At 54.2% G+C, this 16,057-nt stretch carries 15 protein-coding genes; 14 read left to right on the top strand and 1 reads right to left on the bottom strand.

The features are described 5' to 3' along the window. Nucleotides 1-76 precede the first annotated feature (76 nt). The 7 genes from fabF to ptsG all read left to right on the top strand — a co-directional run bounded on the left by fabF (nucleotide 77) and on the right by ptsG (nucleotide 7,438). Nucleotides 77-1,318, top strand: coding sequence for a beta-ketoacyl-ACP synthase II (gene fabF, locus O3S68_RS08010; protein ID WP_044489622.1), 1,242 nt, complete (start codon nucleotides 77-79; stop codon nucleotides 1,316-1,318). A gap of 116 nt (nucleotides 1,319-1,434) precedes the next feature. After that, nucleotides 1,435-2,250: an aminodeoxychorismate lyase gene (pabC, locus tag O3S68_RS08005; RefSeq protein WP_269231226.1), complete on the top strand. Its 816-nt coding sequence runs from the start codon at nucleotides 1,435-1,437 to the stop codon at nucleotides 2,248-2,250. Next, a complete protein-coding gene (gene yceG, locus O3S68_RS08000) occupies nucleotides 2,247-3,269 on the top strand; it encodes a cell division protein YceG (RefSeq protein ID WP_045507095.1) in 1,023 nt (340 codons plus the stop codon). The genes pabC and yceG overlap by 4 nt, the downstream gene beginning before the upstream one ends. After that, nucleotides 3,259-3,900 carry a dTMP kinase gene (gene tmk, locus O3S68_RS07995; RefSeq protein WP_020457455.1) on the top strand — a complete coding sequence of 214 codons (642 nt, stop codon included), beginning with the start codon at nucleotides 3,259-3,261 and terminating at the stop codon, nucleotides 3,898-3,900. Before yceG ends, tmk begins: the two co-directional genes overlap by 11 nt. After that, on the top strand, nucleotides 3,897-4,901 hold the full coding sequence (gene holB, locus O3S68_RS07990) for a DNA polymerase III subunit delta' (RefSeq protein WP_269231225.1): 1,005 nt from the start codon (nucleotides 3,897-3,899) through the stop codon (nucleotides 4,899-4,901). Before tmk ends, holB begins: the two co-directional genes overlap by 4 nt. A gap of 9 nt (nucleotides 4,902-4,910) precedes the next feature. Continuing rightward, nucleotides 4,911-5,705 (top strand): metal-dependent hydrolase, encoded by a 795-nt coding sequence (locus tag O3S68_RS07985; RefSeq protein ID WP_269231224.1) that lies wholly within the window; start codon nucleotides 4,911-4,913, stop codon nucleotides 5,703-5,705. 299 nt (nucleotides 5,706-6,004) lie between these two features. Continuing rightward, complete coding sequence (ptsG, locus tag O3S68_RS07980) at nucleotides 6,005-7,438, top strand: PTS glucose transporter subunit IIBC (RefSeq protein WP_017456430.1); 1,434 nt, start codon at nucleotides 6,005-6,007, stop codon at nucleotides 7,436-7,438. A 490-nt stretch (nucleotides 7,439-7,928) separates the two neighbouring features. Here the strand turns inward: ptsG and fhuE are convergent, their stop codons facing one another. Continuing rightward, on the bottom strand, nucleotides 7,929-10,142 hold the full coding sequence (gene fhuE / locus O3S68_RS07975) for a ferric-rhodotorulic acid/ferric-coprogen receptor FhuE (protein ID WP_269231223.1): 2,214 nt from the start codon (nucleotides 10,140-10,142) through the stop codon (nucleotides 7,929-7,931). Nucleotides 10,143-10,480: 338 nt separating this feature from the next. Here fhuE and hinT point away from each other — a divergent pair, with 338 nt between their 5' ends. The 7 genes from hinT to O3S68_RS07940 all read left to right on the top strand — a co-directional run bounded on the left by hinT (nucleotide 10,481) and on the right by O3S68_RS07940 (nucleotide 15,862). After that, nucleotides 10,481-10,840, top strand: coding sequence for a purine nucleoside phosphoramidase (gene hinT, locus O3S68_RS07970; protein WP_020457459.1), 360 nt, complete (start codon nucleotides 10,481-10,483; stop codon nucleotides 10,838-10,840). A gap of 1 nt (nucleotide 10,841) precedes the next feature. Further along, nucleotides 10,842-11,216: a YcfL family protein gene (locus tag O3S68_RS07965; protein WP_020457460.1), complete on the top strand. Its 375-nt coding sequence runs from the start codon at nucleotides 10,842-10,844 to the stop codon at nucleotides 11,214-11,216. Between the two features lie 10 nt (nucleotides 11,217-11,226). Then, nucleotides 11,227-11,886, top strand: a complete 660-nt coding sequence (gene lpoB / locus O3S68_RS07960) for a penicillin-binding protein activator LpoB (protein WP_097407879.1) — start codon at nucleotides 11,227-11,229, stop codon at nucleotides 11,884-11,886. Continuing rightward, nucleotides 11,867-12,691, top strand: coding sequence for a thiamine kinase (thiK, locus tag O3S68_RS07955; protein ID WP_269231222.1), 825 nt, complete (start codon nucleotides 11,867-11,869; stop codon nucleotides 12,689-12,691). The genes lpoB and thiK overlap by 20 nt, the downstream gene beginning before the upstream one ends. A gap of 2 nt (nucleotides 12,692-12,693) precedes the next feature. Further along, on the top strand, nucleotides 12,694-13,719 hold the full coding sequence (gene nagZ / locus O3S68_RS07950) for a beta-N-acetylhexosaminidase (protein ID WP_269231221.1): 1,026 nt from the start codon (nucleotides 12,694-12,696) through the stop codon (nucleotides 13,717-13,719). Nucleotides 13,720-13,755: 36 nt separating this feature from the next. Further along, nucleotides 13,756-14,298 (top strand): alpha/beta hydrolase YcfP, encoded by a 543-nt coding sequence (gene ycfP, locus O3S68_RS07945; protein WP_269231220.1) that lies wholly within the window; start codon nucleotides 13,756-13,758, stop codon nucleotides 14,296-14,298. A 259-nt stretch (nucleotides 14,299-14,557) separates the two neighbouring features. Next, on the top strand, nucleotides 14,558-15,862 hold the full coding sequence (locus O3S68_RS07940) for an NAD(P)/FAD-dependent oxidoreductase (protein ID WP_269231219.1): 1,305 nt from the start codon (nucleotides 14,558-14,560) through the stop codon (nucleotides 15,860-15,862). The last annotated feature ends 195 nt before the right edge of the window (nucleotides 15,863-16,057 follow it).

The following is a 16,057-nucleotide window of genomic DNA, read 5'->3' as shown; positions in this document are numbered from 1 at the left end:
CGGTCACTCGACCGCCTGAGTTTTATCTGTAGTTATCCCACGAATCTCTTTTTTATACCCTCCCTGGAGGACAAACGTGTCTAAGCGTCGTGTAGTTGTGACCGGACTTGGCATGTTGTCTCCTGTCGGCAATACCGTAGAGTCTACCTGGAAAGCTCTCCTTGCCGGTCAGAGTGGCATCAGCCTGATCGACCATTTCGATACTAGCGCCTATGCAACCAAATTTGCTGGCTTAGTAAAGGATTTTAACTGTGAAGACATCATCTCGCGTAAAGAACAGCGCAAGATGGATGACTTCATTCAATATGGAATTGTGGCTGGCGTTCAGGCCATGCAGGATTCCGGCCTTGAAGTCACAGAAGAGAACGCATCCCGTATTGGCGCAGCGATTGGTTCTGGTATCGGCGGTCTCGGCCTGATCGAAGAAAACCATAGCTCCCTCGTCAAGGGGGGGCCGCGTAAAATCAGCCCGTTCTTTGTACCTTCAACGATTGTCAACATGGTGGCAGGTCATCTGACTATCATGTTCGGTCTGCAAGGCCCGAGTATTTCCATCGCGACAGCGTGTACCTCAGGTGTGCATAACATCGGTCATGCGGCACGTATCATTGCCTACGGCGATGCTGATGCCATGCTGGCAGGCGGCGCGGAAAAAGCCAGTACGCCGTTAGGCGTAGGTGGCTTTGGCGCAGCGCGCGCGCTGTCTACCCGCAACGATAATCCGCAGGCGGCAAGCCGTCCGTGGGACAAAGAGCGTGACGGCTTTGTTCTCGGCGACGGCGCTGGCATCATCATGCTGGAAGAGTACGAGCATGCGAAAAAGCGCGGTGCGAAAATTTATGCTGAAATCGTCGGCTTTGGTATGAGCAGCGATGCTTACCATATGACCTCTCCGCCGGAAAACGGTGCGGGTGCCGCGAAGGCGATGGTTAATGCACTGCGTGATGCCGGCATCACCCCGGGCCAGATTGGCTATGTTAATGCGCACGGTACGTCTACGCCGGCGGGAGATATGGCAGAAGCGCAGGCCGTGAAATCGGTCTTTGGCGACGCGGCTCGTACAGTAATGGTTAGTTCGACCAAATCGATGACCGGCCACCTGCTGGGTGCGGCAGGCGCAGTAGAATCTATCTACTCGATCCTCGCTCTGCGCGATCAGGCTGTTCCGCCGACCATCAACCTGGATAACCCGGATGAAGGTTGCGATCTGGATTTTGTGCCGCATGTTGCACGCCAGGTAAGCGGCATGGAGTACACCCTGTGTAACTCCTTCGGTTTCGGTGGCACCAACGGCTCGTTGATCTTCAAGAAAGTCTGATCATTTCGCTGTGTACTGGAGGCCCGCTTGTCGGGCCTTTTCTATTCGGGTTTATCCCCTTGTCCTGCGCTTTTCATCCTGCCAAACTGTCCGCCCAGACGCATAAGGAGCCCTCTATGTTCTTGATTAATGGTAAAGAGCAGCAATGGCTTGCCGCGAATGATCGGGCGACGCAATTTGGTGATGGCTGTTTTACCACCGCGCGCATCCTTGACGGGCAAATCCAGTTTCTTGACGCGCATCTCCAGCGCCTGCGTCTTGCCTGTAAACGGCTCCGGATCCCTTATCTCGACTGGGACATACTGGCGCAGGAAATGGCACACCTCGCGAAAGAGAAAGAAGAGGGTGTGGTGAAAGTTATTCTCAGCCGTGGCACTGGCGGACGAGGCTATAGCGCAGCGGGTTGTGATACGCCGACGCGAATAGTGTCAGTATCAGCAAGCCCTGCCCATTACGCTCGGTGGAGGCAGGAAGGGGTAACCCTGGCGTTGAGTGATATTCGTCTCGGGCGTAACCCAATGCTCGCCGGGATCAAACACCTTAACCGCCTGGAGCAGGTATTGATTCGCACCGGGCTTGAGCAGACCTCTGCTGATGAAGCGCTGGTGCTGGATAGCGAAGGCTGGCTGGTTGAATGTTGTGCCGCCAATATCTTCTGGCGGCAGGGTTCGACGGTCTTCACGCCGCGCGTTGATCAGGCCGGTGTTGATGGCATCATGCGTCAATATTGTTTGCGCCAGCTGAAAACTTCCGCTTTTGAGGTTGTCGAAGTCAATGCGCGGCATGATGTGCTGATGCTGGCCGACGAAGTCATTATTTGTAACGCGTTGATGCCAGTTGTCCCGGTTCGCCAGTGGGCGGAACAGCACTGGTCAGCGCGCGATTTGTACCACTTTTTAGCCCCCTTGTGTGAGCGCATAAATCCGTCATGAAGAAAATGTTACGCGTAGTTCTCCTCCTGTTGGCTTTGCTGGTTATCGCGGCGGGAGCCGGCGTCTGGAAGGTTCGCCAGTTAGCGGACAGCCAGATCCTGATTAAAGATGAAACCATTTTCACGCTGCCCGCCGGAACCGGCCGTGTGGCGTTGGGTGAATTGCTGTATCGCGAAAAGGTAATTAATCGCCCGCGCGTGTTTCAGTGGCTGCTGCGACTGGAACCGGATCTTTCACATTTCAAAGCCGGTACCTACCGTTTTACACCGAAGATGACCGTGCGCGAGATGTTGCAGTTACTGGAGAGTGGTAAAGAAGCGCAGTTTCCGCTACGGCTGGTCGAAGGTATGCGCCTGAGCGATTACCTCAAACAGTTGCGCGACGCTCCCTACATCAAACACACCCTGAAAGACGACGACTACGCGACGGTGGCGCAAGCCCTGAAACTGGAGCATCCGCAGTGGGTGGAAGGCTGGTTCTGGCCCGATACCTGGATGTACACCGCTAACACCACGGACGTTGCGTTGCTCAAGCGTGCGCATCAGAAAATGTCGCGTGCGGTAGAGCAAGCCTGGGAAGGGCGTATGGAGGGGCTACCGTATAAAGATCAGAACCAGCTGGTAACCATGGCGTCGATTGTCGAAAAAGAGACGGCTGTTGCCAGCGAGCGCGATCAGGTGGCCTCCGTCTTTATTAACCGGCTGCGCATCGGGATGCGGCTGCAGACCGATCCGACGGTTATCTACGGGATGGGCGCGCGTTATAATGGTAAGCTGTCGCGCGCCGATCTGGAAACGCCGACCGACTATAACACCTATGTAATTAGCGGTTTGCCGCCGGGCCCTATTGCTACACCCGGTGAGGCCTCGCTGAAAGCGGCGGCGCATCCGGCGAAGACGCCGTATCTCTATTTTGTCGCGGATGGTAAAGGCGGACATACATTTAATACCAATCTCGCCAGCCATAACCGGGCAGTGCAGGACTACCTGAAAGTACTTAAGGAAAAAAATGGGCAGTAAATACATCGTTATCGAAGGGCTTGAAGGCGCAGGGAAAACCACGGCGCGCGATGTCATCGTTGAGACGCTGAAAGAGCTTGGCGTCGGTGAAATGGTGTTTACGCGGGAACCGGGCGGTACGCTGCTGGCGGAAAAATTGCGTAGCCTGGTGCTGGATATTCGTTCCGTTGGTGATGAAGTCATTACCGATAAAGCCGAAGTTCTGATGTTTTACGCAGCCCGGGTTCAACTGGTCGAAACCGTCATTAAACCCGCACTGGCGCGTGGTTGCTGGGTGATCGGCGATCGCCATGATCTCTCAACGCAGGCGTACCAGGGCGGCGGACGAGGCATCGATCAGACTATGTTGGCTACGCTGCGCGATGTCGTCCTGGGCGATTTTCGCCCGGACTTGACGCTCTATCTGGATGTCACACCGGAAGTTGGCCTGAAACGTGCGCGTGCGCGTGGCGAGCTGGATCGTATTGAGCAAGAGTCGCTGGATTTCTTTAATCGTACCCGCGCGCGCTACCTTGAACTGGCTGCGCAAGATGACCGCATTCGCACCGTTGATGCTACTCAACCGCTGGACAAGGTGATTGCCGACATCCGCCAGACGGTAACAGCCTGGGTGCAGGAGCAGGGCGCATGAAATGGTATCCGTGGCTGCGTCCCGATTTTGAGCAACTGGTTGCCAGTTATCAGAGCGGTCGTGGGCACCACGCGTTGCTGATCCACGCCCTGCCGGGGATGGGCGAAGATGCGTTGATTTACGCCATCAGCCGTTTCTTGCTATGCCAGACACCTGAAGGCCATAAAAGCTGCGGCCACTGCCGCGGCTGCCAGCTTATGCAGGCTGGAACGCATCCTGATTACTATGCACTGGCACCGGAAAAAGGAAAATCCGCGCTGGGCATTGATGCGGTGCGTGAAGTCAGCGAAAAGCTTTACGAACATGCGCGGCTGGGCGGCGCGAAAGTGGTATGGATCCAGGATGCCGCGTTATTGACCGACGCCGCCGCCAACGCGTTGCTGAAGACGCTGGAAGAGCCGCCCGCGCGCACCTGGTTCTTCCTCGGCTGTCGGGAGCCGGCAAGATTATTAGCGACTTTGCGCAGCCGCTGCCGCTTGCACCACCTTGCGCCTCCCGCAGAAAACTACGCCTGCAGCTGGCTTGCACGGGAAGTTACCGCCTCGCAAGAGACGATTCTGACCGCACTACGTTTGTGCGCCGGTTCGCCTGGCGCGGCAGAAGCGCTGCTTCAGACCGATGTCTGGGCGCAACGGCAGTTGCTTTGTCAGGCGACAGACGCAGCGCTGAATAGCGGTGACTGGCTGGCGATGCTCCCGACACTGAACCACGACAAGGTGGCTGAGCGTTTGCAATGGCTCTCTGCGTTGCTGCTTGATGCATTAAAAATGCAGCAAGGAGCGACATTGCTCAGCAATGTTGATGCCTTAGCGCTGGTCGAAAAGCTGGCGCGCCAGGTGCAAGCGCCAACGCTGCACGCGTTACTGCATGCTATTTTTACCTGTCGTGAACAGTTGCTTAGTGTGGTCGGGGTTAACCGCGAGTTGCTGCTGACCGATCTATTGTTAACGCTGGAACGTTACCAGCAAACAGGCGTAACGCTTCCTGTCTCCCATCTGTAAGAGAAGATTATGTTTTTAGTTGATTCGCACTGCCATCTTGATGGCCTGGATTACCACTCTTTGCACAAAGACGTTGATGACGTGCTGGCGAAAGCTGCCGCGCGCGACGTGAAGTTTTGTCTGGCGGTGGCTACGACGTTACCGGGTTACCACGAGATGCGTGAGCTGGTGGGGGAGCGCCCGAATGTGGTCTTTTCCTGCGGAGTGCACCCGCTGAATCAGGATGAAGAGTACGATGTCGACACGCTGCGCCAACTGGCGGCGGAAGAGGGCGTCGTGGCGATGGGAGAAACCGGGCTGGACTATTTTTATACGCCGGAAACGAAGCCGCGCCAGCAGGAATCCTTCCGTATCCATATCCGTATTGGCCGTGAACTGAACAAGCCGGTGATCGTCCATACGCGCGATGCGCGAGAAGACACGCTTGCGATTTTGCAGGAAGAGCGCGTGACGGATTGCGGAGGTGTTTTGCACTGCTTTACTGAAGATCGCGAAACGGCAGGTAAGCTGCTGGATATGGGTTTTTACATCTCGTTTTCTGGTATCGTCACCTTCCGCAACGCGGAGCAGTTGCGTGATGCGGCACGTTACATTCCGCTCGATCGCTTACTGGTCGAAACCGATTCGCCTTATCTCGCCCCGGTGCCGCATCGTGGCAAAGAGAACCAGCCAGCAATGACGCGCGATGTGGCGGAATATATGGCGGTGCTGAAAGGCGTTTCTGTCGAAGAGCTTGCGCAACAAACGACACAGAACTTTGCCCGTTTGTTCCATGTTGACCCATCCCGCCTGCAATCTGCCTGATCTGTCAGCTTATTTTAGTACTCGTAATTAATAAACGATCGGAGTAAAGTTCACCGCCATAAAAAAGGCGGTGGCGGTCGTTTTTCATACGGAAGCCGATACCTTTTGTAAATCAGTGTGAGTTTCGTAACTGGCGCTAGCTGAAACGTGATAGCCGTCAAACAAACTTTTACTGATTTATTTTACTCTGTGTAATAAATAAAGGGCGCTTAGATGCCCTTCCCACGGCGCGGTTCTCCCCCCTCGCCAATGCGTGAAAGCGTAGAAAAAAGCACTAATACTCAGGAGCACTCTCAATTATGTTTAAGAATGCATTTGCTAACCTGCAGAAGGTCGGTAAATCGCTGATGCTGCCAGTATCCGTACTGCCTATCGCAGGTATCCTGCTGGGCGTCGGTTCTGCAAACTTCAGCTGGCTGCCAGAAGTGGTTTCCCACGTTATGGCCGAAGCGGGCGGTTCCGTTTTTGCTAACATGCCGTTGATCTTCGCTATCGGTGTTGCGCTTGGCTTCACCAATAACGACGGCGTTTCGGCTCTGGCCTCCGTTGTTGCCTACGGCATCATGGTGAAAACCATGGCAGTGGTTGCGCCTCTGGTTCTGCATTTACCTGCTGAAGAAATTGCCGCAAAACACCTGGCTGATACTGGTGTGCTTGGCGGTATTATCTCCGGCGCGATTGCCGCGTATATGTTTAACCGCTTCTATCGCATCAAGCTGCCTGAGTATCTGGGCTTCTTCGCTGGTAAACGTTTCGTGCCGATCATCTCCGGTCTGGCTGCGATTTTCACCGGCGTGATCCTCTCCTTCATTTGGCCGCCGATCGGTACTGCGATTCAGACTTTCTCCCAGTGGGCCGCTTACCAGAACCCGGTTGTGGCGTTCGGTATCTACGGTTTCATTGAACGTTGCCTGGTGCCGTTTGGTCTGCACCATATCTGGAACGTACCTTTCCAGATGCAGATTGGCGAGTTCACCAACGCAGCAGGTCAGGTGTTCCACGGCGATATCCCGCGTTATATGGCGGGTGACCCGACTGCGGGTAAACTGTCTGGCGGCTTCCTGTTCAAAATGTACGGTCTGCCGGCTGCTGCTATCGCTATCTGGCACTCCGCAAAACCGGAAAACCGCGCGAAAGTGGGCGGTATCATGATCTCCGCAGCGCTGACCTCGTTCCTGACCGGTATCACCGAGCCGATCGAGTTCTCCTTCATGTTCGTTGCGCCGATCCTGTACGTTATCCACGCGATTCTGGCTGGCCTGGCATTCCCGATCTGTATCCTGCTGGGTATGCGTGACGGTACGTCGTTCTCTCACGGTCTGATTGACTTCATCGTGCTGAGCGGCAACAGCAGCAAATTGTGGCTGTTCCCGGTTATCGGTGCATGCTACGCGGTGGTTTACTACACCATCTTCCGCGTGCTGATCAAAGCGCTGGATCTGAAAACCCCGGGTCGTGAAGACACCACGGAAGAGAGCAAAGCTGGCGTTACCAGCGAAATGGCTCCGGCTCTGGTTACGGCGTTCGGCGGTAAAGAGAACATCACCAACCTGGATGCGTGCATCACGCGTCTGCGTGTCAGCGTGGCTGACGTAGCGAAAGTGGATCAGGCTGGCCTGAAGAAACTGGGTGCTGCGGGTGTGGTTGTTGCTGGTTCCGGTGTGCAGGCAATTTTCGGTACTAAATCCGATAACCTGAAAACCGAAATGGATGAGTACATCCGTAACAACTAAGCCATAGTCTGGGGAGACTGAGGGAGCCTGATGGCTCCCTTTTTTATTGTCCACTGAAAACTATGTGCTGTGGATCTGGCCAGCAACAGGTTTGCCTCTTGATTTAAATTTCACCGGGCAGACACAGCCTTCTTTTGCAGAAGGTCGGTATGCCCTGCCAGGCGCAATCAATGTTGCCTTTTCTAACGCTGAATTTTTACTGTACTGAAAAGAAAGAGGGACAAAGTCCGTCGTTGCCCACAGACCGTGTGCCATTCCCCCTCCGCTCTGGCAAGCTGGCTGTCATGTGACTCACAGACGCGCCTCACACTCACACTACATTCAACGTTAAATGCGCAAGGATAAGTGCAGCGGAAACGTCTGCTATAAGCGATCGCGGGAGAACTGGGGGCGGGCAGTTATCGGTAATGGCCGTTTTTCGGGAGCAAGAAAACAGAATAAAAAAGCCCGCCGGGAGGACGGCGGGCTTAGTGGCTCGCGGCTGCGATTATCAGAAGCTGTAGCTGGCGCTTACAGAGAAGTTACGCGGCGCACCGTACACACCGTAAGTGCCCAGATAATCGTAATACTCTTTATCGAACACATTGTTCAGATTGGCCTGGATAGCGAAGTTTTTAGTTGCCTGGTAACGGGTGAACAGATCCACCACCGTATAACCGCTTTGCGTAATGCGCATGTCTCCATTCGGGCCTTTGATCTCCTGCCAGGTTTTATTCTGCCAGCGCGCGCCGCCGCCAACGGAAAGCTCTGACAGCATCGGCAACTGGTAGCGCGTGAATAATTTCATCGTGGTGCGCGCCTGTTCCGGGTTAACGGCTACACCGTCACCATCGTCAGCCATAAAACGGCTGGCACCAAAGGTGAGCTGCAAGTTGTCGGTGAGAGCACCGTTGAGCTCAAATTCGATGCCTTTGCTTACCGTGCCGTTGACGGATTTATACGCGGTCTGGCCGCCGGAATTTGGAATGTACTCGCCGGTCGATACGGCAACGTGATCCTGCTCGGTACGGAATACCGCCAGGGTCGCCGTCAGACGTGTGTTATACCAGTCACCTTTGATGCCAGCTTCATAGCTTTTACCGGTGGTAGGTTCAAGAAATTCGCTGTTGATATCGCGCTGACTGGACGGCTCGAAAATAGAGGTGTAGCTGCCATAAACAGACCAGGTGTCATCGATGTCATAAATCAGGCCTGCGTATGGCGTGACGTCATCGGACTTGCTGTTACGGATCTCATCCGGCTTACGTTCCAGATTATATTTTGCGCGCCATTCGGTATAACGCGCACCGAGGATCAAGTGCAGCGGATCGGCCAAAGAGATACGGGTTGCCGCATACAGCGATTTCTGGCGGATCACATCGCGCTGGTAGAGCGCCCAGTCAGACCAGCTCGGGTCGGCCAGCGTGTTGCCGTTATATTTATGAATGTTGCCGACATCCATCAGGCCGGAATTGTCATTAACCGGGTATGAGTTGTCATAATTGTTGCGCTGGCGGCTGTAGCTACCACCGAACATCACTTCGTGCTGGCGGCCAAACAACTCGTAACCACCGCGAACAAACGCATCGATAGCGTCTTGTTTACGCTCGCCACGGTTCCAGCCGCCCCATGCGCCTTGCCACTGCGAGGCATCATACAGACCGGTGGTCTTATCCGGGTAACCGTCGATATACATCAGCTTGCTGTCGAAGTTGGTTTCCGCATGCATGGCGTTAACTTTCGCTTCCCAGCCGTTGTCAAAACGCTGGGTCAGGTTGGCGAAAATTTTTGAAGAGTCGACATTGGAGTAAGCCCAGTCAGCAGCGGTATTGAAACCGCGGCGGAAATGCGTGCGGCTGCCATCACTGTATAGCGACGGGAAACCGCCCCAGGTCGGGCTGTCTTCTTCACTTTCCTGATAGTCATAGCCGAGAGAAAGGGTAGTGGAATCAGTAATATCTGCATCTACTACACCGGTAATGAATTTTTTGCGGTAGTGGTTACGTTCAACCCAGGAATCTTTATCCTGGTAACCAGTGATAACCCGGCCGCGCACGTTGCCCGATTCGCTCAACGGTGCTTGCAGATCCAGCACATAGCGCTGATCGTTCCAGCTACCGTAAGTCGCGGTGGCGGTTCCTTTGAATTCTTTGCTGTCGGCATGTTTACGCACCATGTTGACATAAGCAGAGGGATTACCTGTTCCACTCATCAGACCGGCCGCGCCGCGCACCACTTCAATCTTGTCATAAATTGCCGTGTCGCCTGCGGTATCACCAAAATTCCACCGGTTATCAAGGAATGTCGGCATATCTTCATACGCAAAGTTACTGACGAAAAAGCCGCGGGCGAAAAAGTTCGTACGGTGGCTGTCAATACGCGATGCGCTGACGCCAATCGTGTTATCCAGCACTTGTTCGATCGTATTTAACTGCTGATCCTGCATACGTTGCTGGCTGACTACACTCACAGATTGTGGAATGTCTCGCGGGACCAGTAACAGCTTGGTGCCTGTGGTGGTGGTTTTTACGCTGTAGTCTTGCGCCTGGCTGTCAGAGGTGCTTAATGCTGCGCCATCAACCACAACCGTATCTTCAGATGTTGCGGCGATCTCTGCCGCAAACGCAGCAGAAGGGACTAAAGCCATTGCAATACAGGCGGCAAGCAGAGACGGTGTGGCGGCTAACGGACGCACTTCGTCCCTGGCGTGATGAGTGAAAGACATGCATAAACCCTTAATGGTGCGTTAGAGGGAAAGCCTTACAGCGATACGTTGTCGCGTCAGGCGGGTTTTGTAATTCGTCTGATAATAATCGCGCATGAAAATGCAAATGCGAAATATACGCATTCACTATATGAATGTAAACAGATGTAATATTCACCATTGAAATACCATTTCACCGCAGCGCACCTTAAACGCGGACGATTGCGTGCCAGCAAAGCCGGAAAGGTGAAAGAAAAACAGCGTTTTGGTTGAAACAACAAGAGAATCTCGATCATACTCTAGGGCACGTAATTGACGACGGCTGCGGGCTGGCTCCGCGAACATAAAAGGAAAACGTCATGGCCGAAGAAACCATTTTCAGTAAAATCATTCGCCGCGAAATTCCCTCGGATATTGTTTATCAGGACGAACTGGTTACCGCTTTTCGCGATATCTCTCCGCAAGCTCCAACCCATGTTCTGATTGTGCCAAACATTCTGATCCCAACCGTCAACGATGTGACCGAAGCGCACGAGCAGGCGCTGGGGCGTATGGTGACGGTTGCGGCGAAAATTGCTCGCGATGAAGGGATTGCTGAAGACGGTTACCGTTTGATCATGAACTGTAATCGTCATGGCGGGCAGGAGGTTTATCATATTCATATGCACCTGCTCGGCGGGCGCGCACTGGGGCCGATGCTGGCTCATAAAGGTCTTTAATATGACGAACGGGCGTGTCGCGTTATGGCTGGCAGCGCTGGTACTGATGGGGTGCAGTTCACGTCCTACGATCCCGGTCGCCGACGACCAGACGTTAGTGATGGAATCGAGCATTCTGGCCTCCGGGATTATTGCGCAGCCGCCGACGTTAAGTACGCAGGAACTCCAGCCTTCCGCGTCTTCACGGTTGTTTAATGAACGACAGCAGCCCGTTACCGTGCATTATCGTTTTTTCTGGTATGACGCCAGAGGTCTGGAAATGCACCCGCTGGAAGCGCCGCGAACCGTCACGATCCCGGGAAATTCGGGCGTGACGGTGTATGGCAGCGCCAACTATTTGGGTGCGCACAGCGTCAGACTTTATCTTTACCTGTAAGGGGTGACTCTTGATTAAAACTATTGGACGCTACGCGCTACTGACAACCCTGGCCGTGCTGCTTGCGGGTTGTATTAGCGATCAGCAACCCGCGCCGGTTGATCAGGCGGGTGGTGCAGGCACGCCGCAACAACCCACGCCGGTAGAGCCGCAACAACCGGTGCCGGAAGTGCCTTCTGTCCCGACGCTGCCGCAGCAGCAACCGGGGCCAATTGAGCATCAGGATCAAACGGGGCAGCCCGCGCCGCGCGAGCGTCATTTTGACTGGAATGGCGCCGTTCAGCCGATGGTCGGTAAAATGTTGCAGGCCAGCGGCGCCAACGCAGGCAGCGTGCTGTTAGTGGATAGCGTCAATAACCGTACCAACGGTTCCATTAACACGAGCGAAGCAACGGGTGTGGTGCGCAACGCGTTAGCGAATAACGGTAAATTTACGCTTGTTACCGAGCAGCAACTGGCGGTCGCGAAGCAGCAACTGGGGCTCTCTCCACAGGACAGCCTCGGTACACGCAGTAAAGCCATCGGTATTGCCCGTAACGTCGGGGCGCAGTATGTGCTCTACTCCAACGCGACCGGGAATGTCAACGCACCGGCGCTGCAAATGCAATTGATGCTGGTACAGACCGGCGAAATTATCTGGTCGGGTAAAGGTGCGGTTCAGCAACAATAAACAGACGCGTGACGAGGTGTTGTCACGCTACTTTCCGACCTATACTCCCGTCGCCAGCCAGAATACCGGCCTCAGCGGCGGGAGTTGTCTTATTCGCGATGGACGGCATACGCTGGTGCTGCGAAAACGGCACCAGGCGACATCATCGCCTTTTCTGCGTCAGTATCGCTTACTCCGCCGCTTGCCGGCTTCTATTGCTCCACGCCCGCGCTTATTCACCGGCGAGTGGATGGGGGTCGATTATATACCCGGCGAGGTCTGCGCTGTGCTGCCGCAGGCCAGTGTGCTGGTGCCGTTACTGTACGATTTACACCGCCAGCCGCTGTTTGGCTGGCGGATAACATTATTGCCGCTGCTTGAAGGTTACTGGCAGCAGAGTGCGCGTTCGCGGCGGACGCCGTTCTGGCTGCGCCAGTTAAAGCAGTTGCGCCAGCAAAAAGAGCCTGTGCCGCTACGGCTGGCACCGTTACATATGGATGTCCACGCCGGAAACCTGGTGCAGAGTGCCAGGGGGTTGCGGCTGATCGACTGGGAATATGCGGGCGATGGCGATGTCGCGCTGGAATTGGCGGCGATATGGACGAAAAACGAGGCAGAGCGGCAGGAACTGGTGAATCGCTATGCGCATCAGTCTGCCATTAATCCCGCTTTGCTGTGGCGCCAGGTCCGGCGCTGGCGTCCGTGGGTTTTGATGCTGATGGCTGGCTGGTATGAGTGCCGCTGGCAGCAAACGGGCGATCAACAATTTATTACGCTGGCGAATGAAATATGGCGTCAGCTAGCGAAAAAAGCACAAGAGAGGTAAATGTGGGCCCAGTGATGTTGGATGTGGAAGGGTACGAACTGGATGCGGAAGAGCGCGAGATTCTGGCGCACCCGCTGGTTGGTGGCCTGATCCTCTTTACCCGTAATTATCACGATCCCGAGCAATTACGGGAGCTGGTGCGCCAGATCCGCAGCGCTTCGCATCATCGTCTGGTGGTGGCGGTCGATCAGGAAGGCGGGCGCGTACAGCGTTTTCGCGACGGCTTTACTCGCTTACCCGCCGCACAATCTTTTGCTGCTTTGCATGGGCTGGAAGAGGGCGGACGGCTGGCTCAGGAGGCGGGTTGGCTAATGGCCAGCGAAATGATCGCCATGGATATCGACATCAGTTTTGCCCCGGTGCTGGATATTGGGCATATCAGCGCGGCGATTGGCGAGCGTTCGTATCATGAAGACCCGGTGAAAGCGCTGGCTATGGCGACGCGCTTTATCGACGGGATGCACAGCGCAGGGATGAAAACCACCGGTAAACACTTTCCCGGTCACGGGGCGGTTACGGCCGATTCCCATAAAGAAACACCACGCGACCCGCGGCCACAAGGCGAGATCCGCGCGCATGATATGACGATTTTCCGCAACCTGATTGAGCAAAACAAACTCGATGCGATTATGCCCGCGCACGTTATCTATCCTGACGCCGATCCGCGTCCGGCCAGCGGCTCGCCATATTGGCTGAAAACCGTATTACGCGGCGAGCTGGGTTTTGACGGCGTGATTTTTTCGGATGATTTGTCAATGGAAGGCGCAGCTATCATGGGAAGTTATGCTGAACGTGGCCAGGCATCGCTGGATGCCGGTTGCGATATGATCCTGGTCTGTAATAATCGTAAAGGCGCAGTAAGCGTGTTGGATAACCTGTCGCCGATCAATGCACAACGTGTTACGCATTTGTATCATAAAGGTTCATATTCTCGTCAGGAGTTGATGAGTTCAGCGCGCTGGAAGGCGGCTCATAACCAACTGGAGCAGCTGCATGCGCGCTGGCAGGAGCACAAAGAGGCCCGTTAATTCCTGCGGACGCGATGTCGAAGTGGTGAGGATACCATGATTATCTATTTACACGGTTTTGACTCAAACAGCCCCGGCAACCATGAAAAAGTGTTGCAGCTGCAGTTTATTGATCCGGATGTACGTCTGATTAGCTACAGTACGCGGCATCCGAAGCATGATATGCAGCATCTGCTGAAAGAAGTGGATAAAATGTTGCAGCTCAATATCGACGAGCGTCCACTGATTTGCGGTGTCGGCCTTGGCGGTTACTGGGCCGAGCGCATCGGTTTCCTGTGCGATATCCGTCAGGTGATCCTCAATCCTAACCTGTTTCCTTACGAGAACATGGAAGGGAAAATTGATCGCCCGGAAGAGTACCAGGATATTGCCACCAAATGCGTTTCCAATTTTCGTGAGAAAAATCGCGATCGCTGCCTGGTGATCCTCTCGCGCCAGGACGAAGCACTGAACAGCCAGCGCTCAGCCGAAGAGTTGCACCCCTATTACGAAATTGTCTGGGACGAACAACAGTCGCATAAATTCAAGAATATCTCCCCGCATCTCCAGCGCATTAAAGCCTTCAAAACCCTCGGGTAATTCCCCATTCCGGCAGGTTATCTAACCTGCCGGCGTTATTTTTATTTCTGCCTTTTGCCGGGCATTATTTTGCCTGTCGACTACACTTGCTCATCTTTTAAGCATCAAAACTTGATGCATATCAATTTTGGTATGACCATTGAACCGTTCGTGTTATTCTCAGCGTCAATATCTGGTTGTAAGTGCGTAACTTGTTGTTAACTAAAGGCTATTTTTATAACTTTTAATTAACAATTGGTTAATATTTTAGGGGGTCACGTTGACTACACCATTGAAGAAAATTGTGATTGTAGGCGGTGGTGCTGGTGGTCTGGAACTGGCGACGCAGTTAGGTAAAAAGCTTGGCCGCGGCAAAAAAGCGAAAATCACGCTTGTCGATCGTAACCACAGCCATTTGTGGAAACCGTTGCTGCATGAAGTAGCGACAGGTTCGCTGGATGAAGGGGTTGATGCGCTGAGCTACCTGGCGCACGCGCGTAATCACCATTTTCAGTTCCAGCTCGGTTCTGTCGTTAATATTAATCGCGAAAACAAAACCATTACGCTTGCTGAACTGCGCGATGAGAAGGGCGAATTGCTGGTTCCGGAACGTAAACTGGCTTATGACACGCTGGTAATGGCGCTCGGCAGCACGTCGAACGACTTCAACACGCCTGGCGTGAAAGAGCACTGCATTTTCCTCGACAATCCACACCAGGCGCGCCGTTTCCACCAGGAAATGCTCAATCTGTTCCTGAAATATTCAGCGAACCTTGGCGCTAACGGCAAAGTCAATATTGCGATTGTTGGCGGTGGGGCAACCGGTGTTGAACTCTCTGCGGAGCTGCACAACGCGGTGAAACAGCTGCACAGTTATGGTTATAAAGGTCTGACAAACGAAGCGCTGAACGTGACGCTGGTGGAAGCCGGCGAACGCATTCTGCCTGCGCTGCCGCCACGGATTTCCGGTGCTGCGCATAACGAGTTGACCAAAATGGGCGTGCGCGTACTGACGCAAACGATGGTGACCAGCGCCGATGAAGGTGGTCTGCACACGAAAGAGGGCGAATACATCAACGCCGATCTGATGGTGTGGGCGGCGGGTATCAAAGCGCCGGATTTTATGAAAGAGATTGGCGGTCTGGAAACCAACCGTATTAACCAGCTTGTGGTCGAACCAACATTGCAAACCACCCGCGATGCGGATATTTACGCAATTGGCGATTGCGCGTCGTGTGCCCGACCGGAAGGTGGTTTTGTACCGCCGCGTGCGCAGGCCGCTCACCAGATGGCAAGCCTTGCTTTGCATAACATTCTGGCGCAGATCAAAGGTAAGCCGCTGAAACCGTATGTCTATAAAGATCATGGCTCACTGGTTTCCCTGTCCAATTTCTCAACCGTTGGCAGCCTGATGGGCAACCTGATGCGCGGTTCGATGATGGTTGAAGGCCGTATTGCACGCTTTGTGTACATCTCGCTGTACCGTATGCATCAGGTCGCGCTGCATGGTTATTTCAAAACCGGCCTGATGATGCTGGTCGGCAGTATTAACCGGGTGATCCGCCCGCGTCTCAAATTGCACTAACGCTGTTCTGCTCCCTGCGGCTTTATCTGCCCGGGGAGCAGCATATCCCTCTAGTGATGGCGTCAAACCGCTCGGATAACTCTGAATGTCGTCATTTTCCTGCCCACTATCCCTCTTTTTACGTTCTTTCTGATTGGCTTCCTTGCTTGCGAAGTTGCAAAATTGTTACCAATAGCAAACAGGGAGAGAATCCTG

Source organism: Kosakonia sp. SOY2 (genome assembly GCF_027109175.1).
Lineage (GTDB): Bacteria > Pseudomonadota > Gammaproteobacteria > Enterobacterales > Enterobacteriaceae > Kosakonia.
Note: the sequence above shows the minus strand (reverse complement) of the source record. Positions and strands in the feature narration are given on the sequence as shown.